Source organism: Flavobacterium sp. WC2416 (assembly GCF_041200095.1).
Classification (GTDB): Bacteria; Bacteroidota; Bacteroidia; order Flavobacteriales; family Flavobacteriaceae; genus Flavobacterium.
The window spans coordinates 969,117-990,334 of sequence record NZ_CP165626.1; the positions used below are offsets into that span (position 1 = coordinate 969,117).

Sequence of the window (21,218 nt, forward strand, 5' to 3'; positions counted from 1 at the left end):
TTCAATTAAATAGTGGCGGTATTGGTAACGGCAATTCGCATTTTTTTAGCTGCGGCAACCATTTCGATCAATGCTTTTTTGGTTTCATTCCAATGGCGTGTTTTTAAACCACAGTCTGGGTTGACCCACAATTGATCAATAGGTATCACGGCAGCTGCTTTTTCTAATAAATGAACCATTTCTTGACTCGATGGAACGCGTGGTGAATGAATGTCATATACGCCAGGTCCAATCTCGTTTGGGTATTTGAAATAAGCAAAGGCGTCTAGTAATTCCATTTGGGAACGGGAACATTCTATTGTAATCACATCCGCATCCATATCGGCTATATTCTGAATGATATCATTGAACTCGCTATAACACATGTGTGTGTGAATTTGAGTGTCATCTTTTACACCACTTGCCGAAATTCTAAAAGCTTTTACGGCCCAATCTAAATAGGCTGCCCATTCTTCTTTGCGCAATGGCAATCCTTCTCTAATGGCTGGTTCGTCAATCTGTATGATTTTGATTCCTGCTTGCTCTAGATCTACCACTTCATCACGAATCGCTAAGGCAATTTGCGTGCAGGTTTCTGATCTTGGTTGGTCATTACGTACAAATGACCATTGCAAGATAGTTACGGGTCCTGTAAGCATTCCTTTAACCCATTTAGGTGTTAAGGATTGTGCAAACTCGGCCCATTTGACTGTCATAGGTTTTGGACGAGATACATCACCATAAATAACGGGTGGTTTTACACAACGACTTCCGTAGCTTTGAACCCAACCGTTTTTTGTAAAAGCAAATCCATCGAGTTGTTCTCCAAAATATTCCACCATATCATTACGCTCAAATTCACCATGTACTAAAACATCAATGCCAGACTCTTCTTGAAAACGGATGGTTTCTTCGGTTTCTTTTCGAAGAAGGTCGTCATATTCCAATTGGGATAAGTCTCCTTTTTTAAATTTGGCTCTCCAGCTACGTACTTCAGGAGTTTGTGGGAATGAACCAATAGTGGTGGTTGGGAACAACGGTAATTGTAAAGCGTCAATTTGTTGTTGTCTTCTCACCGAAAAAGGGCTTTTTCTTCTCGAATCTTCTTCGACAATACTAGCAACTCTGTTTTTTACAGCCTCATTGTGAATGATTGTTGCTTTTTTTCTGTTGTTATTTGCCAATGTATTTTCTTCAAAAACAGCTTGATCGTTCTCCGTAATTTCGTTCGAAGCTAAATTTCTTAGAACAACAACCTCGTCCACTTTTTGTTTGGCGAAAGCCAGCCATTGTTTAATTTCTGGAGTGAGCGTTTCGTCATTGGTTTCTAAATCTAGGTCACATGGCGAATGAATTAAAGAGCAAGATGGAGCAATAAAAATACGGTCAGTTCCAAGAGCATCCTTAGCTTTCTGGATTAGTGCTAACGATTTTTTGAAATCATTTTTCCAAATGTTTCTACCGTCAATAACTCCTAGTGAAAGCGAAGTTGTTTTTGCTAATAAATTAGATTCTAGAATATCGTCTAGTTGCAATGAACAACGCACTAAATCCAAGTGGAAAGTATGAACTGGAAGGGATAAAGCAGTTGCTAAATTTTCTCCGAAGCAATCAAAATAGTTGGCAAGAATGATTTTGATGTTTGGGAATTTTTCATTGATTTTAGTATATACATACACTAATGCGGCTCTTTCAATATCCGTTAGATTTAAAGCCAAAAAAGGTTCGTCAAACTGAACATATTCTACTTTTTCCTCTTGTAATTTTTGTAAAATGTCAAAATAAACAGGAAGTAGTTTATTGATGAGGTCAATTCTATGAAAACCTTCTTGCTTTTCTTTTCCAAGAAGTAAATAAGAAACGGGTCCTATAATTACAGGTTTAGTTTGAAATCCTGCTGCTTTTGCCTCTTTGTATTCGTCAATAATTTTTTCTGAAAACAATTCGAATTCTTGATTTTTAGAAAATTCAGGTACAATATAATGGTAATTAGTATCAAACCATTTGGTCATTTCCATGGCTACAACATCTTGACCTTCTTTTTGAGCGCCTCTTGCCATAGCAAAATATAAATCGAGCACCGAATTCTCTTTTGCGAAAGCTTTATACTGCTCGGGAATAACGCCAAGCGTTAAAGATAAATCAAGTACTTGATCGTAAAAAGAGAAGTCATTTGACGGAATTAAATCAATTCCAGCATTAAATTGAAGTGCCCAGTTTTCTTTTCGGATGTTTTTTCCTGTAGAAATAAGTTCTTCGGCTGTGATTTTACCAGACCAGTATAATTCACTTGCTTTTTTTAATTCTCTGTTGCTGCCTATTCTTGGATAACCTAAATTGTTTGTTTTCATTTTTTAGTATTTATTTCTAAACAAAGGTATAAGCTTAGTATTAAATACTTAATTTTGGCCTTTAACTAAGTAATATGAACTGTATATTGTAAAAAATACAGTATTTAATTTTGTTTAGTATTTAAATAAATAACATTAGCAGTAAAAAACACTATGGAAAATCTAGATGCAACCGACATACAAATTCTAAAACACCTTCAAGAAGACTCTAATATCAACATAAAAGACCTAGCGAGTAAGTTGTTCTTAACCGCAACACCAGTTTACGAGCGTATAAAAAGATTGGAAAGGGAAGGATATATTATGAAATATGTCGCTTTATTGGATAAACAAAAAATGAATTTGGGTATGATTGTTTTTTGTAACGTACGATTAAAAGAGCACGCTCGAAATGTAGGTAGCAATTTTGTTAAAGATATTGTTGCACTTCCTGAAATCATAGAATCGTACAATATTGCTGGAGATTATGATTTTATGCTGAAAATATTAGTCAAGGATATGGCAAGTTATCAGGACTTTGTAATGAATAAATTGTCCACGATTGACAATATAGGGAATACCCAAACTATTTTTGTAATGGGGGAAATTAAGCATAGTACGGCCTTGAATTTTTAATAGCAACAATATTTTTTGTCGTTTTAGGAGCAGACGGTTTATTGGTTTTAGCAACAATGGTCCCGCTTTTCGCTATATCTCTAGTGTTTGCTTTCGCTTACACTAGAGGATGTCGCTACAATCGGGGCTAGCGATTACAATTGGTAGTTTTTAAGTAAATTTCCATTGGAAGTATCAATTTGGTGAAAACCAAATCCATTAATTAAAAGACTTTATTTTAATTTTAAAATAGCATTAACCGCATTTTCGGCAGCAATTACAGCCCCTTCCATATAACCAGGAAATTGATTTGCTGTTTCTGTCCCTGCAAAAAACAAACGATTTTCACAGTAAGATTCTCTAAATAAAGGATGTCCATTGTTTTGATGCGGATACATAAAACCAATTTGGTTAGTACTTTTGGTTTGTTTTTCTTGTGCCCAAACTGTTTCGTGATAAGACGTAAAATCTAATGCATCCTTACCAAAAACCTTAACCAATTGTGTTTTTAATTTTTCTAAACGTTCTGTTTTAGAATACATTTCCATTCCAGAACTAATAAAACCGCAAAGGGCAAATTTATCTAAGGAAACATTTGATTGATCGTAGAACTCGGTTATTGGACCCACATTGCTAAATAAAGTACCCGAATAATTCTTATTGCGCCAAAACGGTACTGCATAGACAAAAGCAACTTTAATAGAATCTTGCATCCAAGTATGCGTTTTATTTGCGATATCAGTTAGTTTTTGTGGAAGAGCAGGAGTAACGATAATTTCATTTGTAAACAAAGCTGGTGGCAAAGTCGAAATCACATAATCAGCCTCGAAAGATTGATTTTGAGTTTTAATTTGAATCTTTTCATTTTCAAAGTCAAGACTAGAAACGGTTTCGTTTAAGTGAATAGGAACAGTTGTTAGTTTGTTTTTTAAGGTGTCAATAAGTTGGCTTGTGCCACCCGAAACACGATAACTTGGGCTATTTTCTGGAATCTGGATTTCTTGTACTGCAGCTGCCGAAAATGGTTCGAAATAGGAAGTGCCTTGCATGAATTGTTCAAAATAATCCAATTCTAGTTCGCTTAAAAGATTTCTAAAGTTAACATGAATAGCATTAAACCAGGTCGCGCCCATTTCGACCTGAGCGGTATCTGTATTTATGGTGTGAATTCGTCCGCCTACGCGTTCTCTGGCTTCGATAATTTCGATTTCAAAACCTTTGTTTTGTAAGCGATAAGCAGTTAATAATCCGCTTAATCCTGCTCCCAATATGATTATTTTTTTGGACATTGCTCTAGTAGTTATTGGTTGTAAAAATACAATCTGTTTGTTTAAAAATGGTTTTGTAGTATCAATTTATTAAATAATCTTATTGTTGTTTTTAATCATTTTTAAATGATAACTCCATTTAAGGCAAGGTTTTCTTTGGGCTCTTTTATAAATCAAGATAAACCTATTTTTAGTTATTGGTATTTCTCTATCTTTGAATAATTATCCAAATATTCAAATTCGACAAAAACAGTATGAACTGGGAACAACTTTTATCATTAAAACGACAAGGCGACACAAGCAAAAGATTACGTATTGAACAAGATGACACCCGTTTGGGTTTTGAAGTAGATTACGACCGTATTATTTTCTCTGCCGCTTTTAGAAGTTTACAAGATAAAACACAGGTAATTCCCCTTTCGAAAACCGACTTTGTACACACTCGATTGACGCATAGTTTAGAAGTTTCAGTTGTGGGACGTTCTTTAGGTCGATTAGTAGGTAAAAAAATAATTGATAAATACCCACATTTAAAAGAAGTTCATGGCTACCATATGAATGATTTTGGCGCTATTGTAGCAGCAGCTTCATTGGCTCACGATATAGGGAATCCTCCTTTTGGTCATTCTGGAGAGAAAGCAATTGGAGAGTATTTTTCAATTGGAAAGGGTAAACAATACAAAGACCAATTGTCTAACAAAGAATGGCAGGATTTAATTGATTTTGAAGGAAATGCCAATGGTTTTTCGGTGCTTACAGCAAGCCGACCAGGAATTGAAGGCGGACTTCGTATTTCGTTTGCGACACTTGGTGCTTTTATGAAATATCCAAAGGAAAGTTTGCCTAAAAAACCAACCAAAAATATTGCTGATAAAAAATACGGATTCTTCCAAACGGATAAAAAGTTTTTTGAACATGTGGCTAAAGACATGGGTATGATTCCTAATAAGTCGGGCAGTGATATTGGATTTGAAAGACATCCACTGGCTTATTTAGTAGAGGCCGCGGATGATATTTGTTATACGATTATTGATTTTGAAGATGGAATTAATTTGGGATTAGTTTCTGAGGATTTTGCCTTGGAATATTTAATCAAATTGGTAAAAGACAGTATTGATACTTCAAAATACAAAACATTAGAAACAAAGGAAGACCGAATCAGTTATTTACGTGCTTTAGCTATTGGTAGTTTAATCAATGATGCTGTAAAAGTTTTTGTGGATAATGAAGAAGCAATTTTAAATGGAAAATTCCCGCATGCTTTGACCGATAAAAGTAAATACAAAGCACAAATGGATGATATCATCAAAATCAGTGTGAATAATATTTATCAAAGTCGCGAAGTGATTGAAAAGGAAATTGTAGGCTACCAAATTATTCAAACATTACTAGATAAATTCATTACTGCATATGATAATAAATTTAATGGGAAGGCGTCTAATTATGATGAACTTATTTTAAAGATGTTACCTGAAAAGCATCATTTAGAAAAAGAAAATCTGTACGAAAGACTCTTGCATATCTGTCATTATATTTCCTTATTAACAGACGGAAATGCATTAGAATTATTCAATACCATTAACGGAAAAAAAGGAATTTAGTATTAGAAAAGATAAACAATCCCAACTCCTAATACTTGTTTTAATTGAAGTTTAGGACCAACAGTGACTTGTACGCCACCAACATCTTCTTTAGCTTTAATATCGTCGTCGTAAATAAGATGAACCCCTATGTTGGTTCTCACATGTTCGTTTACGACTAAATCCAGCGATAAATCGTAATCTACATCAATATTCCCAAAGTGATGGATGTAATCAGAATATAAACTTAAACGATTTTCAAGGGTGATGTTTTTTAAAATTTCTTGTTTATAATATCCAGTCAATAAAAAACCAAGCTCAATTTTTGATTTTTCTCCTTGTCTAATTAGATTTCCGTTAATGTCATAAATTGCTTTTTCAACCCCAAAAGATCCTTGATTGGCTAATCTTTGATCCATAACAAAAGTCATTTTAGAAGTAAAAGGGGATAGATAAAGCATTCTGTCTTTCTTTTTTGTAGCATATTCAGCTCCTAGACCTAAAAATACATAAGCTGGAGCAAAAGGTTTTGAAACAGAAATCTCTTTGTTTGGGTAGGAGTAACCATCCGTAAACTGAGTATTAAAATTAAATTTGGCGGTATGATACCAGTTTGAAATAGTGTCATTTCTATATCCAAAAGCAGAATTAAACTGGAAGACATCATCTGTTTTGCGAAGTTCAACCCCATCTTGTTTATTCAACCCGTAACGCATAATCAGTTCGTTTGACCAATTGTAATTGTCCTTGGTGTATATTCGGTTAAATTTGGTTTTCAATAAACCGGAAATAGAACTAGTTCCCCCAGCGTTCCAATTGACAAAGGCAATCTCTGATATGTCAAAACCTATTTTGTTTTTTTTAACCCAATGTGTAATCGTGTCTTTTACTTTAGGTTCAGGAAGTATAGTGGTTATAATTTTCTGTGAAAAGGTGTTAATAGAGAACAAAAATAGAAGACAAGCGAAAGAAAGTAGTTTGGTCATGGGTCGATTCGTTAAAGGGCGCAAAATAATTATTTTCATTTAGTTGAAAAAATTAATTCCAAACTTTTAACGTCAATTTTGCAAATTTGTTGTTGTTCTAATACACTTCCTTGCTCAATAAATAGATCAGGGATTCCTAATGTATTTATTTTAGTAGTATATTCGTTTTGAGATGCAAATTCTAAAACTGCTGATCCAAATCCTCCAGTTATTGACCCATCTTCTATCGTTATGATTGATTTATGCTTTTTAAATATAATGTGTAGTTCCTTTTCGTCCAAAGGTTTAACGAAAGGAAAGTCAAAATGGGAGATTGTTTCTGGATTATTTAAATTATCCAAAGCCTCGATGACATTTTTTCCGATGGTTCCATTAGAAAGTACGGCTACTTCGCTTCCCTTTTTTAAACAAGTTGCTTTTCCAATTTCGATTTCTTCATAATTTCCTAGATGTTTGGATTGCCAATCAGGTGTTACGCCACGGCCTCTAGGATAGCGAATAGCGATAGGGTTTTTTAGACCTAACTGGGCAGTGTATAAAATGTTTTGAAGGGCAATTTCATTTAAAGGGGCATAAATAATCATATTTGGAATACAGCGTAAATACGAAATATCAAAAACACCATGATGCGTTGCGCCATCTTCGCCAACTAAACCAGCACGATCCAAACAAAATATAACAGGTAAGTTTTGTATTGCGACATCATGAATCACTTGGTCGTAAGCGCGCTGTAAAAAGGTCGAGTATATATTACAAAAAACGATCATGCCTTGAGTAGCCATTCCTGCTGAAAGTGTTACTGCATGTTGCTCTGCAATTCCAACATCAAAAGCACGTTCAGGAAGTGCTTCCATCATAAATTTTAGGGAACTTCCTGAGGGCATAGCTGGTGTGATACCTATAATTTTTTTATTTTTTCTGGCTAAATCTAATACGGTTAAACCAAAAACATCTTGGTATTTTGGAGCAAGATTTTCTTCCGACTTTAAATGAATTTCTCCCGATTTGGCATCAAATTTTCCAGGAGCATGGTATTTTACCTGATCTTCCTCAGCTTGTTTTAGCCCTTTTCCTTTTGTAGTTATCACATGAAGGAATTTTGGGCCTTTTATTTTTTGTAATCGTTTTAGTTCTTTGATAACTGCAAAAATATCATGACCATCAATAGGTCCTGAATAGTCAAAATTCAGGGACTTAATCATGTTGTTTTGTCTTGGATTCTTTCCTTCTTTTACAGCAGTTAGATAGTTTTTTAAAGCACCTACACTAGGGTCGATGCCAATAGCATTATCATTAAGAATTACCAATAAATTAGCATCGGTAACGCCAGCATGATTTAATCCTTCAAAAGCCATTCCGGAGGCGATGGAGGCGTCCCCAATGACTGCTATGTGTTGTTTTTCAAAGTCTCCGTTTAAATTTGAAGCAATTGCCATTCCTAATGCGGCCGAAATAGAAGTAGAGGAGTGACCTACGCCAAAGGCATCATAGATGCTTTCACTTCTTTTAGGGAAGCCAGATATACCGCCTAATTGCCTATTGGTATGAAAAGTTTCTCTTCTACCAGTCAATATTTTATGTCCGTACGCTTGATGACCTACATCCCAAATCAATAAATCCTCTGGAGTATTTAATACATAATGCAAGGCAATCGTAAGTTCAATCACGCCCAAACTAGCCCCTAGATGACCTTCTTTTACGGATACAATATCAATGATAAAATTACGTAATTCTTTAGCTACCTGAGGAAGTTGCGCTTCGTCAAGTTGGCGTAAATCGGTTGGGGTATTTATCTTTGAAAGTAAATTAGCTGACATAAAGCAAATGTACGATTTGAAATTGTATTTTTACATTCGATAAAAAAGTTGTTAGATAAAGATTAACAAACATAAGGATGATTCACAAAGAATTTAAAATTTGTGAATTTGTAGCTATTATTATGGAAAACATTTTCACCGACGAATATTTTATGAAAAAGGCTTTGAATGAGGCCGAAATAGCTTTTGAAAAAGGAGAAATTCCTGTTGGTGCCATTATTGTGATTAATAATACAATTATAGCCCGGTCTCATAATTTGACAGAATTATTGAACGATGTGACGGCACATGCTGAAATGCAAACCATAACGGCAGCGGCTAATTATCTTGGGGGAAAATATTTGAAAGATTGCACGCTTTATGTTACGCTGGAGCCTTGCCAGATGTGTGCCGGAGCTTTGTATTGGAGCCAGATTTCTAAAATTGTTTTTGGAGCCAGTGATTTGCAGCGCGGTTTTCAAAAAATGGGAACGCAACTACACCCAAAAACAACTGTTGTTCATAGTGTTCTAGCAGATGAAGCTGCCGAATTGATGAAGCGGTTTTTTGCTGGAAAAAGGAAGTGATTTTTTAAAAACCCAAAAGCGATAATTTGATTAAAGGTTAGACAAGTATTTAGTAAGTTTCTCCCGTATTTATTGCATGATTATAGCCGCTGGTTTTTAGATCAGCCCACTCCCAGCCATCATCTTTAATAAGTGACAGTAATAATTGACGTCTGGTTTTTAGTTTTTCATATTCTAAATCTACCTTTTCACCGGATATAATTTTTATTCCTTTATTCTCAAGGGCTGTAAGTTTTAGTATGGGTGGGATTTCTTTACCAGGTACTATAAAAGTGGCTGGAAGAGTAACGAGATAGCTAGAAATGGCTTTCCTCAATCTAATAAGAATGTTTTTTGAAGGTCGTTGGTCTACTGGAATATTATAAAGTAATATAGTAAGCATCTCGTCAAGGTTCGTAAGATTGAGAACAAAGGCTTCTTTTCTGTCTGAGGAATGAAAAAAGTGCAAGACAGAATAGGCTTTATGATTTTGGGCGTGTAAAATGATAGAATCTATGAGGCTTATAAAAGGTTGTTCCAGCTCTTTAAAATCTTTTCCATTCCAATAATTCAATAGAATTTCTTCTGCCGATCCACCAAGTGTATTGATATAAACACTTATTTTTCTTTTCATTATTTCAGCTGAAACCACTGGAATTAAATAGGTAATCGCTATAGAAATCAAAATCAAACCTGTAAAAGAAAGTATGGCAGTAAGTATGTCCCAAAATTCACCTGAGGATTCCATGTCACCTAAACCTAAAGTAGATAGTGTATAGCCAGTATAATAAATCTTATTAATAATTGTCGTTTTCGAATTTGTTTCAACATTCATAATTGAATTAGGATCACTAATGAACAACAAGCTAGCCGATATCCATATAAGAAAAAGCCAGTTAATCAGAATCGAAACTAAAATAAAAGCTCCTCCAAGTTCTAAAACTTTTTTGCGTCCTGTTTTTTTATTAATGACCAATAATAGACTCCAAATAGATTTGGATAACCTTTTTGAAATAAAACCGGCTCCACGAACGGATAATGATGTATTTATTAAATCGGAAGTAGTTACCAAAAGGAGAATGATTCCTAGAAAAAAAACAAAATAGTTCATAGTATTTATTTTAATCTTATCAAAAATTCAACATTAATGTTGGTCTTGTCTAGTAGTTTAGCTATAGTTAGGCAACTAATATAGGGAATAAACAGTTAATATAGTGTCGTTCTTAGAAGGTGAAAATAAAGACTCAAATTAAATTGACTTTGATTTGTGATTTAATCCTTTTTAATCTCACTGGGTTTCCTATTTCTTTGTTTTCTATAATAATTTGAGAGATGACTTTCATCAGTAAAACCAAATTCATATGCAATTTGTTTAATTGACATTTGTTTATGAATTATTCTTTTTTCAATTAGTTGTATTTTTAGGTTATTGATATAGTCTCTATAAGTTAGAGAAAAATTGCGTTTAAAATAAGTACCAAAATACGTATGGGATATATTGAAATGATTGGCAATTGTTTTGATTTGAACTAGTTTTGGATTGTAAATATTTTGATGAATATAGGAAATGATTTGATCGTTATCAATAGCGTTTCCTGTGATTTGCATATTCATGCTGCGCATAGTTTCCTTGATTAGCCCAAAAATAGAAAGTATTTGATAGAAAATGATTGGTGAACTTGAAATGTTTGTTTTGCAATTGTACTTAGTGATGTTTTCGATTGTATTTTTTAGTATTATTTTGCAAGTTTCATCGAATCTCAAAACATTTTCTTTTAGAGATTGGTCTCGCATGAAATTCTCTGGTGTGTTTAAAAGAAACTCGTCACAAGAAAGTTTTTTGTTTGAGTTAAAATAAGTGTCGGTGAATTTTATAAAGACAAATCGAGTACTTTTTTTAATGTCAAAATAATGTTCATCATCAGGTGAAATCACAAATAAATCTCCAGCTCTATAGGGTAATAGATTTTTGTTTAAATGATGAATTCCGTTTCCTTTTAAGATGTAGATGATTTCGTAATAGGTGTGACTATGCGTTGGGAGGTGAAACTTTTCTTCTTCAAATTCATCAATAACTAATGACTCAAATTGATTTAACTTTTTCATAACGGATAACTACAAGTTTATAGTGTAAATCTACAATTTATTCCATTGCTTAATAAATAAATTTGCAAAATCTAATAGCAGCTTATTTTAAAAAAAGCTGCATATTCAAATAATTAATTTTTTTTACATGAAAAAAAGTCTTTTTTCTCTTTTGTTGGGTGGGCTAACAATAGGAATAACAGAGTTTGTAATGATGGGACTATTGCCTGATATCGCCTCTGATTTAAAAATATCCATTCCAGTTGCTGGATATTTAATTTCGGCTTATGCCTTAGGTGTTGTTATTGGTGCGCCCTTAATTGTAATAATAGCGAGAAATGAGCCGCCAAAGAAGATATTGCTGATATTAGCAGCAATGCTTGCTTTTTTTAATTCATTATCTATAATTGCACCATCTTATAGTTTGCTGTTTATTTCACGTTTGCTTTCTGGATTGCCACATGGAGCTTTTTTTGGTGTTGGTGCCGTGGTTGCTACTCGTCTTGCCGATAAAGGGAAAGAAGCGCAAGCTATATCAATTATGTTTTCTGGTTTAACGATTGCCAATCTTGCTGGGGTGCCTATTGGAACTTATATAGGACATCATTTTGCTTGGCGTTATACTTTTATAATAATTGCTTTTATTGGTATGATCACATTTGTTGCTCTTTACTTTTGGATGCCAAATTTAGAAGCTAGAGCAAAACAAACAGTTAAGAGTCAATTGCAATTTTTTAAGAGACCGGAAGCTTGGTTGGTTATTTTAATTACAGCCATCGGAACTGGAGGATTATTTTGTTGGATTAGCTATATCGCTCCGTTGCTCACAGAAGTGTCACAATTCTCTGCTTCAGATGTTTCATATATATTGGTTTTAGCTGGGTTTGGGATGGTTATAGGAAATTTAATAGGAGGGAAGTTGACCGATCAATTTTCTCCTGAAATTACAATTATATCGATTCTTCTATTTCTGTCGGTTGATTTAATCTTAGTCTATTTATTCTCTTCAAACCAATATGTGAGTTTGTTGTTAGTATTTACTACTGGATGTATTTCATTCTCTATAGGAGCTCCTATTCAAATGCTGATGATTAAAACGGCTGTAGGCTCAGAGATGATTGCTTCGGCTGCAATTCAAGCCGCATTTAATGTGGGTAATGCATTAGGTGCCTTTCTTGGTGGTTTGCCTCTAGTCGCTGGCTTAAGCTACGCAACTCCTAATTTAGTTGGAGTTGTGATGGCATTATCAGGGGTGTTTTTTACAACAATTTTTCTTCAGAGAAAGCGCCGAATATTAAAATGGCAAAACAACTAAATTTGTTAGTGACTATTGATTTATAAGTAGATAACTCTAGTTTATAGGAACAGTTTTCTTGTTTTTAAGATCTTCAACTGAATTGCAATTTGTTTTTTGTTCGTTCTGGAGAGAAGGTAATTGTATTGATAATGAAATTACTTTAGCCCAGATAGCAGTGGAAATCCTTTTTATTTTTTCTTTAAAAATAAAAAGATTGCAGCGTATAGCTGGAAGTAGCTCTTAAAAACAAATAAATTATAAATTACAGATTGTTTCGAATAATCTCGCAATGACGCACAAAAAAACCGCCAATCTCACGAAAGGCGGTTTTTTGTTTAGTCTTTTATAGCATTTCCTTTTTTGTCAAAGAAATGATATTCTAAATACGTGTAAGCGTCACGAGGTATGATTTTCACCCACTTCTTATGTTCAAAAAACCATTTTGAACGTAATGATGGAAAACCTTTGGTAAGGTATGCTGCCACAAATGGATGTACATTAAGTACAACATCTTTGTGGGTTTTTAAAACTCTTTCTAAATCAGAATTGATTCGGTCGATAATTAAAATTGGCGCTTCAATTTCGCCTTTAACATCGTTTGGATCTTCTTCTCTAGTTTTTATATTTACTTCTGGTCTTACTCTTTGTCTTGTAATCTGGACTAATCCAAATTTACTAGGAGGTAAGATTTTATGTTTCGCTTTGTCATCGCTCATTTCTTCTCTCAAGAAGTCGAACAAAACTTTACGATTTTCTGGATTAGACATATCGATAAAATCAATTACAATAATACCACCCATATCACGTAGACGCAATTGTCTAGCGATTTCAGCAGCAGCTATCATGTTGACTTCCATGGCAGTGTCTTCTTGGTTGGTAGCTTTATTAGAACGGTTTCCGCTGTTTACGTCAATAACGTGCAAAGCTTCAGTATGTTCAATAATAAGATAAGCCCCTTTACTCATGGATACTGTTTTCCCGAATGAAGTCTTGATTTGTCTCTCTATATTGTATTTCTCAAAAATTGGTGTATCGTTTGATTGATAAAACTTAACAATTGATTGTTTGGATGGTGCAATTTCTTGCAAATAATCCTTAGTTTGGTTGTACAACTCTTCATCATCAATTTGAATACCACTAAAGGTATCATTAAAAACATCTCTTAATATCGAAGAAGCTCTATTAAGCTCTCCTAATATTTTGGATGGATGATGAGCAGTTGGTAATTTTTTACACATTGCATCCCATCTGCTTAGCAGGTTCTGCAAATCTTTTTCTAATTCGGCTGTATTTTTGCCTTCTGCTACTGTGCGAACAATAACACCAAAACCTTTGGGTTTGATTGAATGTACAAGTTTTTTTAGTCTGTCTTTTTCTTTTTTGTCTTCTATCTTTTGAGAAATAGAGACGCGATCAGAAAATGGGACTAGAACAATAAAACGTCCGGCAAGAGAAAGCTCAGCGCTAATTCTTGGACCCTTAGTAGATATTGGTTCTTTTACGACTTGTACAAGGATAGATTGATTGGCATTTATTACATCTGTAATAGTACCATCTTTATCAATCTCTTTGTCAAACTGAAAGTTTTTTAGGGAGAAATCTTTTAATTTACCTGCGCTTACAAGTTTTATGAATTTCAGTTGGGAAGATAAATTTGGACCCAAATCGTGATAATGTAAAAAAGCATCTTTTTCGAAGCCTACATTTACAAAAGCGGCATTAAGTCCAGCAACGGGTTTTCTAATTTTGGCGATAAAAATATCTCCAACTTGAAAATTGCTTTTTTCTTCTTCCTTGTGTAATTCAATTAGTTTTCCATCTTTTAATAAGGCAAAATCTACGAAATCAGAACTAGATCTAATGATCAATTCTTTATTCATCTGTAAATTTTTATCCAAACTTTTAGTTTTAATATAAAGTTTAAAGTTTTAAAAACTCTTAACTCATAATTCATAACTGAATTGTAAGGATGGATTAAACAATAATTTTAACAGGTATTGAACCCGGAGAAAACTAGCTGGCAGTTTGCAGTAATAAGTGATCAGTAAACTGAATACTAAAAACTGACGACTGAATACTAATTTTCGATTTCAATGAACGTTTAAAAAGAAAAAAGTAGTTATAAACTACTTTTTCTTTTTGTGACGGTTAGCTCTCGCTCTTTTTTTACGTTTGTGAGTTGCTACCTTATGTCTCTTTCTTTTTTTACCACTTGGCATATTGTGTTGATTTTATGATTAATTAATATTATTTTGCTTCGTTATTTATTTTTACTCCTTCTACAAAAACTTTTGCAGGTTTGAATGCAGGAATGTTATGTGCAGGAATTTTTATTGTGGTATTTTTAGAAATATTTCTACCAGTTTTCTCAGCTCTTGTTTTCACAATGAAACTTCCAAAACCTCTTAAATAAACATTGTCTCCAGTTTCTAATGAATTTTTAACTTCATTCATAAAAGTCTCTACTGTTGCTTGAACATCACCTTTTTCAAGACCTAATTTTTCTGAAATTTTTGCTACGATATCTGCTTTCGTCATTTTCTTTCCTTATTTATTATATTGTAATAATTTTTTTGAGTGTGCAAATATAGGAATTTAAAAAACAATAAATCAAGCTAATTCGTTAAATTTTAATCATATAAACTTTTACTTTTGCAAACAAATATTTAATAATGATTTTTTCTAACTTGCTAATTCAATGGTATTTACAAAATAAACGTGATTTACCTTGGAGAAATACCACCAATCCTTACTTTATTTGGCTTTCTGAAATCATGTTGCAACAGACTCGAGTAGCGCAAGGAATGCCTTATTTTCTGTCTTTTACTACAGCATTTCCTACTGTATTTGATTTGGCTAAAGCCGATGAAGAACAGGTTTTGAAACTATGGCAAGGTTTAGGGTATTATTCCCGTGCTCGCAATTTACATAAAACTGCGCAATATGTAGCTAATGATTTATCAGGAATTTTTCCTGATACTTATAATGAGTTATTGAAGTTGAAAGGAGTTGGCGAATATACTGCAGCGGCCATAGCTTCTTTTTCCTATAATGAAACGGTTCCTGTTGTAGATGGAAATGTGTTTCGAGTATTATCTCGTTATTTTGATATTGAAACGGATATCGCTTTGGCTTCCGCCAAAAAAGAGTTTGCCGCTTTGGCTTTTGAATTAATGCCTAAAGATAATCCGGCAACCTTTAATCAGGCAATTATGGAGTTTGGTGCTTTACAATGTGTGCCTAAAAGTCCTAATTGCAGCATTTGTGTTTTTAACGAAAGTTGTGCAGCCTTACAAAAAAACAAAGTAGACCAATTGCCTGTTAAGTCTAAGAAACTAAAAGTTAGAAATCGTTATTTTAATTATTTAGTGGTTTCTGATGAGCGTGAGGATACGCTAATCCAAAAGAGAACTTCAAAAGGGATTTGGCAAAATCTATATGAATTTCCAGTTATTGAAACGGATAAGGTGGAAGATTTTGAATATGTAGCCATGCAGGTGAAAAATGATTTTTTTAAGAATAATGAGGTTGTCAGTATAATGGAGTGTAATGCTGAAAGTATAATTCATAAATTATCACATCAACACCTATATATTAAGTTCTGGAAAATTAAAGTAAAAGGGGTGATTGAAAATGGGGTTGACAATGTTGCTTTAAAGACGTTCCCTTTTCCAATAGTGATTCATAATTTTATTGAAAAGGAATAATATTTGGTTTGTAAAAAATGTATCTTTGATAGAAATACCATAATAAATAAAATGAACGGAACGTTAAATAAGGTGATGCTTATTGGGCATCTTGGTGATGAAGTGAAAATGCACTATTTTGATGGAGGAAATTGTATTGGACGGTTTCAATTGGCAACAAATGAAGTCTATATAAATAAAACGACTAATGAAAAAATAACTTCTACAGAGTGGCATAATTTGGTAGTACGTAATAAAGCTGCTGAGCTTTGCGAAAAATATCTTTCGAAAGGAGATAAAATTTACGTAGAAGGTCGAATTAAATCACGTCAATGGCAAACGGAGGAAGGTGTAACAAAATTCACTACTGAAATACAGGTTACAGAGTTCACTTTTTTATCCACAAAAAAGGATGGAGAAAACAACAAGCAAATTCCCATTCAAGAATCGACAAAAAACACTAACTTTGACCCACAGAATAACGGCTTACCAATCAATGATTTGCCGTTTTAATTGTTTAACTAATCTTTTTTAATTTGGACCCAGAGCCCAGTTTAAATTTTGCCTATACATTAGATACTGATCTAGTGTTTGGTTTTGCCGGAATATTTGTATTGCTTTTTTGCTCTGCATTAGTTTCTGGAGCCGAAGTTGCCTTGTTTTCCTTATCTCAAAAAGATATTGATGAAGCAATACAGGGAAATGCCTCCAAAGGGAGAATTTTGTCTGACCTTTTAGGAAGGCCAAAAAAATTACTGGCTACACTTCTTGTCGCTAATAACTTTATCAATATTGGAGTAGTAATTTTATTTTCATTTATTGGGAATGACTTATTTGCGGCAATCAGTTCTCCTATTTTAAAATTTATATTAGAAGTAATAGTTGTGACCTTTTTATTATTACTATTTGGAGAGGTCTTGCCCAAAGTATATGCAAGTAGAAATAATATTAAATTTGCTAAGGGTGTTGCTTATCCAATAGTAATACTTGACAAGTTACTTTCGCCATTAAGTATTCCAATGCGTCAGGCCACGGTGTATTTACATAATAAATTAGGAAAGCAAAAAACTAGTTTTTCTGTGGATCAATTATCACAAGCATTAGAGCTTACTTCATCTGACGAAACTTCATCTGAGGAACAAAAAATTCTTGAAGGAATTGTTTCTTTTGGAAATACAGATACAAAGCAGGTAATGAGTCCTAGGATTGATATTTTTGCTTTGGAAATAACTGAAACCTTTAGTGAAATATATGCTAAAATTATTGAAAAAGGGTATTCTAGAATTCCTGTTTATAGAGATAATGTAGATCAAATTGAAGGGGTACTTTTTGTAAAAGATTTATTACCACACTTAAATACTACTGATTTTGATTGGGCTACATTAATTAGAGAGCCGTTTTTTGTACCAGAAAATAAAAAATTAGACAATTTGTTGAAAGATTTTCAAAATATGAAAAGCCATTTGGCTATAGTTGTTGATGAATATGGAGGGACTTCTGGTTTGGTTTCTTTGGAAGATGTAATAGAGGAAATTGTTGGTGATATTAGCGATGAGTTTGATGACGAGGGTGTTAATTTTTCTCAGTTAGATGATAAAAATTATATTTTTGAAGGGAAGATAAATCTTAAAGATTTCTACCGAATTATAGATGTTGATGAAGATCTATTTGAAATTAAAAAAGGGGAAGCCGAAACGTTGGCTGGATTTATCCTCGAAATCTCTGGGAACTTCCCAAATAAAGGACAAAAAATTTCATATGGAAACTGTTTGTTTACTATTGAAACTGTAGATAAGAAACGTATAAAACAAATAAAAGTTACAATTGATGCTTAATTTTAAAACAGCACCTATAAAGTTTAAAACAGCAGTAGTGTTTTTAATTTTATTTTCAGGGGTACTTCTTTTTTCAAGTTGTAAAGATGATGTTATTCCTAAACCATCAAGCTATTTGCGTTTGGATTATCCAGTGGCTAAATATGTGGGTTTTGAAAATAAGTGCCCGTTTACTTTTGAAATGAATTCAGAAGCTGTTATAAAAGGAGAAAAGGATTGTGGTTTTACGATTACCTATCCAAAAATGAAAGCAACTATTTATCTGACTTATAAGCCTGTAAATAACAATATTAATAAGTTATTGAGGGATGCTCAAAAACTAACTTATGAGCATGTTATAAAAGCCGATGATATATTAGAGCAACCCTATTTGAACCCGCAAAAAAAAGTGTTTGGAATGTTTTATCAAGTAGATGGGAATGCGGCTACGAATTCTCAGTTTTATGCTACTGACAGTATTAAGCATTTTGTAACGGGTTCTATCTATTTCTACGCAAAACCTAATTTTGATTCCATTATGCCTGCAGCTAGTTATGTGAAAAATGACATGCAAAGACTGCTGGAAACCTTAAAATGGAAATAAATTTTCATATAAAAGCTTCTCAATTGAGACGCTTTTTTTTTGAGTAAAATGCTAGGTAGCATGTTTCAAAGTTATTTTTGATAGATAGTTGTTTCAAATTTCTGATTCAATTTTTCTGAGAGCAATTAGCTGTGATATTGTATTGTACTTATTTGATGGGAGTTGTAATTTATTTCTAAAATAAATTAAAAAAAGGCAGTCTATTCATAAAATTGTTACAATTTTGGGGTAAAATTACAGATATGGAATCAAAACAATTAAAATGGGGTTATTTATTGGTGCTTTCTTTGGTTTGGGGGAGTTCTTTTATTCTAATTAAAAAAGGATTAATAGGGTTGTCCGCGATTCAAGTGGGTTCATTACGAATTATATTTGCTGCCATTTTTTTGTTGTTGATTGGTTTTAAAAGTTTGTCAAAGATCCCTAAAGAGAAATGGAAATATATTGCTCTAACCTCGGTATTTGGGACTTTTGTTCCTGCTTTTCTTTTTGCATTAGCGCAAACAGAAATTGATAGTTCAGTAAGTTCGATTCTAAACTCATTAACTCCTTTAAATACGTTGATTTTGGGTGCTTTAGTGTTTGGTGTTAATTTTCAAAGAAGACAGGTCTGGGGTGTTTTTATTGGATTGGTTGGGAGTTTACTTCTCGTTTTTAACGGAGCAATGAACCATCCGGATCAAAATTATTATTATGCTATTTTGGTTGTTATTGCTTCACTTTGCTATGCTGTCAACGTAAATCTAATCAAACGATTTCTGTCTGATTTAGCTCCGCTTAGTATAACAACGGGAAATTTTTTATTTCTAATATTTCCCGCATTAACAATTCTGTATTTTACAGGATTTTATGATGTGCTAGCAGTTGAAAAAGTACAGCATTCGGTTTATTTCATTATGATCTTGGGTGTAGTAGGAACTGGGATTGCTAATATTTTATTTTTTAAATTAATCCAAATTTCATCACCCGTTTTTGCAACTTCAGTGACTTATTTGATTCCAGTTGTGGCTTTCTTTTGGGGGTTATTAGATAATGAAATGTTGACACCTGTACAGTTTTTTGGTGCATTCATTATTTTAATAGGAGTGTATTTATCGGCGAAAAAGTAGTAGCTGCTCTTTTGAATATGATATAAACAACAAAGGCCGTCTTTCTAGACCGCCTTTGTGTTTTAAAAAGAGTACTATTTTTTTATTTGTAATTCGGTTTCTCTATGGAGTTTCCATAATTATCAAAATAGGATATAGGGATATTGAGTTTTTCTAAGCCAGGGATTACTTCGGCTCCTTTACCAGCAATAATGATTCGAGTATTGTCAATTAAAAAATACTTGTTAGCAGCTTGTAGTACATCTTCTGGGGTTACCGCATTTATTGTTTTGATGTAGTTTTCGTAAAAATCTTTTGGTAGTTCTTCCGTTTCAATGTTTAATGCATATCGTGCAACGGCCTGTGGTTTTTCGACCTGCATTACAAAACGACCAATATAGCCCGCTTTGACTTCGTTAAGTGTTTGTACGGACACTTTTTCGGTTCGGATTCTTTTGATTTCTTTTATAAATTCAACGACTGCGCTATCTGTAACGCTAGTTTTAATGGATGATGCTGATCTTAATTTGGACACATATTTACCGGCACCTATAATAGCATTAGCGCCATACGTCCAGCCGTGTTCTTCTCGTAAGTTCATATTTAAGTAACTATTGAAGCCTCCTCCTAATATATAGGTAGCAATTACTGCGGGGAAAAAATCTTTGTCTCCCATTTTTAAATTTATGGTGTTGACTAATGAAATTTCAGATTGTGAAGCACTAGGAACGTCTACAAAATTTATTTGAGTAAAAGGTGCGTTTTGTGGTGCAGTATAAGTTAATTTAGGAGTATTCCTTTTTTTCCAAGTTCCAAAAAGCTTTTCGACAATTGGTTTTATTTCTTTGAATTTGACATCGCCGATGATTACTAAATAACCGTTCTCAGGAGCAAAATAGTTTGTGTGGTTAGCTTTAACATCGGCAAGAGTCACATTGTTTATAGTTTCCTCAGTAATGTATTCTCCAGATGGATGGTTTTCTCCAAATGCTAAGGCGTCTATGACTCTATTGGCAATAGCAGGAACGCTTTTTTCTTGCGATTTTAGATTTTCAAGAAGTTTGGCTTTTTCGTTATCGAATTCTTCTTGAGTGAAATCAGGGTATAAAGCACCATAAGAAAGTAGTTCTAAAATACGCCCCGAATATTTAGAAAGAGAACTCGCGTATGCGCCATGGGAGTTAAAGCTGATATTTGCACCAAGAAAGTCTACTTCTTCATTTAAATCATCTTTTGTGATTTTAGTACTTCCGCTTCCTATTAAATAACTGCAAAGTTCATCTACCCCTTTTTTATCGCCTTCGGCAAATGGGGGATTGTCTATCGTAAGATTAAAAGTAACTTTTGGTAATTTGTGGTTTTCGACTACCATGACTTTAAGTCCATTTGCCAAAAAGAAAGTTTGTGGTTTTTTTATGTTTACCACTGGAGCTTTTCCGGCTTTGGGTTGTGGGCGATCTTGTGCTTGCATAATTCCTGTTATAAACAAAAGGATGAGTGTAATTCTTATTTTTTTCATGATTA

At 33.5% G+C, this 21,218-nt stretch carries 18 protein-coding genes; 9 read left to right on the forward strand and 9 right to left on the reverse strand.

Going from position 1 to position 21,218, the window contains the following annotated elements; genetic code table 11:
- Positions 1-5: 5 nt before the first annotated feature.
- Positions 6-2,330 carry a 5-methyltetrahydropteroyltriglutamate--homocysteine S-methyltransferase gene (gene metE, locus AB3G39_RS03975; RefSeq protein WP_369769704.1) on the reverse strand — a complete coding sequence of 775 codons (2,325 nt, stop codon included), beginning with the start codon at positions 2,328-2,330 and terminating at the stop codon, positions 6-8.
- Positions 2,331-2,483: 153 nt separating this feature from the next.
- Between metE and AB3G39_RS03980 the strand changes: the two genes are divergently transcribed.
- Positions 2,484-2,945, forward strand: coding sequence for an Lrp/AsnC family transcriptional regulator (locus tag AB3G39_RS03980; RefSeq protein ID WP_367755547.1), 462 nt, complete (start codon positions 2,484-2,486; stop codon positions 2,943-2,945).
- Between the two features lie 212 nt (positions 2,946-3,157).
- Here AB3G39_RS03980 and AB3G39_RS03985 read toward each other — a convergent pair whose 3' ends face one another.
- Complete coding sequence (locus AB3G39_RS03985; protein WP_369769705.1) at positions 3,158-4,213, reverse strand: flavin monoamine oxidase family protein; 1,056 nt, start codon at positions 4,211-4,213, stop codon at positions 3,158-3,160.
- Positions 4,214-4,446: 233 nt separating this feature from the next.
- Between AB3G39_RS03985 and AB3G39_RS03990 the strand changes: the two genes are divergently transcribed.
- Entirely contained in the window at positions 4,447-5,793 is a 1,347-nt protein-coding gene (locus tag AB3G39_RS03990; protein ID WP_369752645.1) for a deoxyguanosinetriphosphate triphosphohydrolase, read from the forward strand.
- A gap of 2 nt (positions 5,794-5,795) precedes the next feature.
- Here the strand turns inward: AB3G39_RS03990 and AB3G39_RS03995 are convergent, their stop codons facing one another.
- Both AB3G39_RS03995 and AB3G39_RS04000 read right to left on the reverse strand, forming a co-directional pair.
- Positions 5,796-6,758, reverse strand: a complete 963-nt coding sequence (locus tag AB3G39_RS03995) for a DUF3078 domain-containing protein (protein ID WP_369766081.1) — start codon at positions 6,756-6,758, stop codon at positions 5,796-5,798.
- Positions 6,759-6,793: 35 nt separating this feature from the next.
- Entirely contained in the window at positions 6,794-8,575 is a 1,782-nt protein-coding gene (locus tag AB3G39_RS04000) for a 1-deoxy-D-xylulose-5-phosphate synthase (protein WP_369766082.1), read from the reverse strand.
- 122 nt (positions 8,576-8,697) lie between these two features.
- Between AB3G39_RS04000 and AB3G39_RS04005 the strand changes: the two genes are divergently transcribed.
- Positions 8,698-9,141, forward strand: coding sequence for a nucleoside deaminase (locus AB3G39_RS04005; protein WP_367774071.1), 444 nt, complete (start codon positions 8,698-8,700; stop codon positions 9,139-9,141).
- A gap of 49 nt (positions 9,142-9,190) precedes the next feature.
- On the opposite strand, the gene AB3G39_RS04010 is transcribed toward AB3G39_RS04005, so the two are convergent.
- Positions 9,191-10,231 carry an ion channel gene (locus AB3G39_RS04010; RefSeq protein ID WP_367772287.1) on the reverse strand — a complete coding sequence of 347 codons (1,041 nt, stop codon included), beginning with the start codon at positions 10,229-10,231 and terminating at the stop codon, positions 9,191-9,193.
- Positions 10,232-10,392: 161 nt separating this feature from the next.
- Positions 10,393-11,226, reverse strand: coding sequence for an AraC family transcriptional regulator (locus AB3G39_RS04015; RefSeq protein WP_369766083.1), 834 nt, complete (start codon positions 11,224-11,226; stop codon positions 10,393-10,395).
- 127 nt (positions 11,227-11,353) lie between these two features.
- Here AB3G39_RS04015 and AB3G39_RS04020 point away from each other — a divergent pair, with 127 nt between their 5' ends.
- Positions 11,354-12,520, forward strand: a complete 1,167-nt coding sequence (locus tag AB3G39_RS04020; RefSeq protein ID WP_369766084.1) for an MFS transporter — start codon at positions 11,354-11,356, stop codon at positions 12,518-12,520.
- Between the two features lie 317 nt (positions 12,521-12,837).
- Here AB3G39_RS04020 and AB3G39_RS04025 read toward each other — a convergent pair whose 3' ends face one another.
- A complete protein-coding gene (locus AB3G39_RS04025) occupies positions 12,838-14,382 on the reverse strand; it encodes an Rne/Rng family ribonuclease (protein ID WP_367772281.1) in 1,545 nt (514 codons plus the stop codon).
- Positions 14,383-14,749: 367 nt separating this feature from the next.
- On the reverse strand, positions 14,750-15,040 hold the full coding sequence (locus AB3G39_RS04030; protein WP_016989051.1) for an HU family DNA-binding protein: 291 nt from the start codon (positions 15,038-15,040) through the stop codon (positions 14,750-14,752).
- Between the two features lie 134 nt (positions 15,041-15,174).
- Here AB3G39_RS04030 and mutY point away from each other — a divergent pair, with 134 nt between their 5' ends.
- The 5 genes from mutY (at position 15,175) to AB3G39_RS04055 (ending at position 19,715) form a co-directional block, all read left to right on the forward strand.
- The gene (gene mutY / locus AB3G39_RS04035) at positions 15,175-16,209 is read left to right on the forward strand and encodes an A/G-specific adenine glycosylase (RefSeq protein WP_367755528.1); all 1,035 of its coding nucleotides are present in this window, start codon (positions 15,175-15,177) and stop codon (positions 16,207-16,209) included.
- 51 nt (positions 16,210-16,260) lie between these two features.
- Positions 16,261-16,701: a single-stranded DNA-binding protein gene (locus AB3G39_RS04040; RefSeq protein WP_367755526.1), complete on the forward strand. Its 441-nt coding sequence runs from the start codon at positions 16,261-16,263 to the stop codon at positions 16,699-16,701.
- 23 nt (positions 16,702-16,724) lie between these two features.
- Positions 16,725-18,023 (forward strand): gliding motility-associated protein GldE, encoded by a 1,299-nt coding sequence (locus tag AB3G39_RS04045; protein WP_367772277.1) that lies wholly within the window; start codon positions 16,725-16,727, stop codon positions 18,021-18,023.
- A complete protein-coding gene (gene gldD, locus AB3G39_RS04050; RefSeq protein WP_367772276.1) occupies positions 18,016-18,606 on the forward strand; it encodes a gliding motility lipoprotein GldD in 591 nt (196 codons plus the stop codon). The genes AB3G39_RS04045 and gldD overlap by 8 nt, the downstream gene beginning before the upstream one ends.
- A gap of 242 nt (positions 18,607-18,848) precedes the next feature.
- Positions 18,849-19,715: a DMT family transporter gene (locus tag AB3G39_RS04055; protein WP_367755518.1), complete on the forward strand. Its 867-nt coding sequence runs from the start codon at positions 18,849-18,851 to the stop codon at positions 19,713-19,715.
- An 82-nt stretch (positions 19,716-19,797) separates the two neighbouring features.
- Here the strand turns inward: AB3G39_RS04055 and AB3G39_RS04060 are convergent, their stop codons facing one another.
- Positions 19,798-21,213: a M16 family metallopeptidase gene (locus AB3G39_RS04060; RefSeq protein ID WP_369766085.1), complete on the reverse strand. Its 1,416-nt coding sequence runs from the start codon at positions 21,211-21,213 to the stop codon at positions 19,798-19,800.
- Positions 21,214-21,218 lie beyond the last annotated feature (5 nt).

Bases quoted from the DNA above. Each gene is read 5' to 3' on its own strand.
- AB3G39_RS04055 (WP_367755518.1), top strand. From the start codon at position 18,849: ATGGAATCAAAACAATTAAAATGGGGTTATTTATTGGTGCTTTCTTTG.
- AB3G39_RS04000 (WP_369766082.1), bottom strand. From the start codon at position 8,575: ATGTCAGCTAATTTACTTTCAAAGATAAATACCCCAACCGATTTACGC.
- AB3G39_RS04060 (WP_369766085.1), bottom strand. From the start codon at position 21,213: ATGAAAAAAATAAGAATTACACTCATCCTTTTGTTTATAACAGGAATT.
- AB3G39_RS04020 (WP_369766084.1), top strand. From the start codon at position 11,354: ATGAAAAAAAGTCTTTTTTCTCTTTTGTTGGGTGGGCTAACAATAGGA.
- AB3G39_RS04030 (WP_016989051.1), bottom strand. From the start codon at position 15,040: ATGACGAAAGCAGATATCGTAGCAAAAATTTCAGAAAAATTAGGTCTT.
- AB3G39_RS04010 (WP_367772287.1), bottom strand. From the start codon at position 10,231: ATGAACTATTTTGTTTTTTTTCTAGGAATCATTCTCCTTTTGGTAACT.
- AB3G39_RS04005 (WP_367774071.1), top strand. From the start codon at position 8,698: ATGGAAAACATTTTCACCGACGAATATTTTATGAAAAAGGCTTTGAAT.
- AB3G39_RS04015 (WP_369766083.1), bottom strand. From the start codon at position 11,226: ATGAAAAAGTTAAATCAATTTGAGTCATTAGTTATTGATGAATTTGAA.
- AB3G39_RS03995 (WP_369766081.1), bottom strand. From the start codon at position 6,758: ATGACCAAACTACTTTCTTTCGCTTGTCTTCTATTTTTGTTCTCTATT.
- mutY (WP_367755528.1), top strand. From the start codon at position 15,175: ATGATTTTTTCTAACTTGCTAATTCAATGGTATTTACAAAATAAACGT.
- AB3G39_RS04040 (WP_367755526.1), top strand. From the start codon at position 16,261: ATGAACGGAACGTTAAATAAGGTGATGCTTATTGGGCATCTTGGTGAT.
- AB3G39_RS03990 (WP_369752645.1), top strand. From the start codon at position 4,447: ATGAACTGGGAACAACTTTTATCATTAAAACGACAAGGCGACACAAGC.
- metE (WP_369769704.1), bottom strand. From the start codon at position 2,330: ATGAAAACAAACAATTTAGGTTATCCAAGAATAGGCAGCAACAGAGAA.
- AB3G39_RS03985 (WP_369769705.1), bottom strand. From the start codon at position 4,213: ATGTCCAAAAAAATAATCATATTGGGAGCAGGATTAAGCGGATTATTA.
- AB3G39_RS04025 (WP_367772281.1), bottom strand. From the start codon at position 14,382: ATGAATAAAGAATTGATCATTAGATCTAGTTCTGATTTCGTAGATTTT.
- AB3G39_RS03980 (WP_367755547.1), top strand. From the start codon at position 2,484: ATGGAAAATCTAGATGCAACCGACATACAAATTCTAAAACACCTTCAA.
- gldD (WP_367772276.1), top strand. From the start codon at position 18,016: ATGCTTAATTTTAAAACAGCACCTATAAAGTTTAAAACAGCAGTAGTG.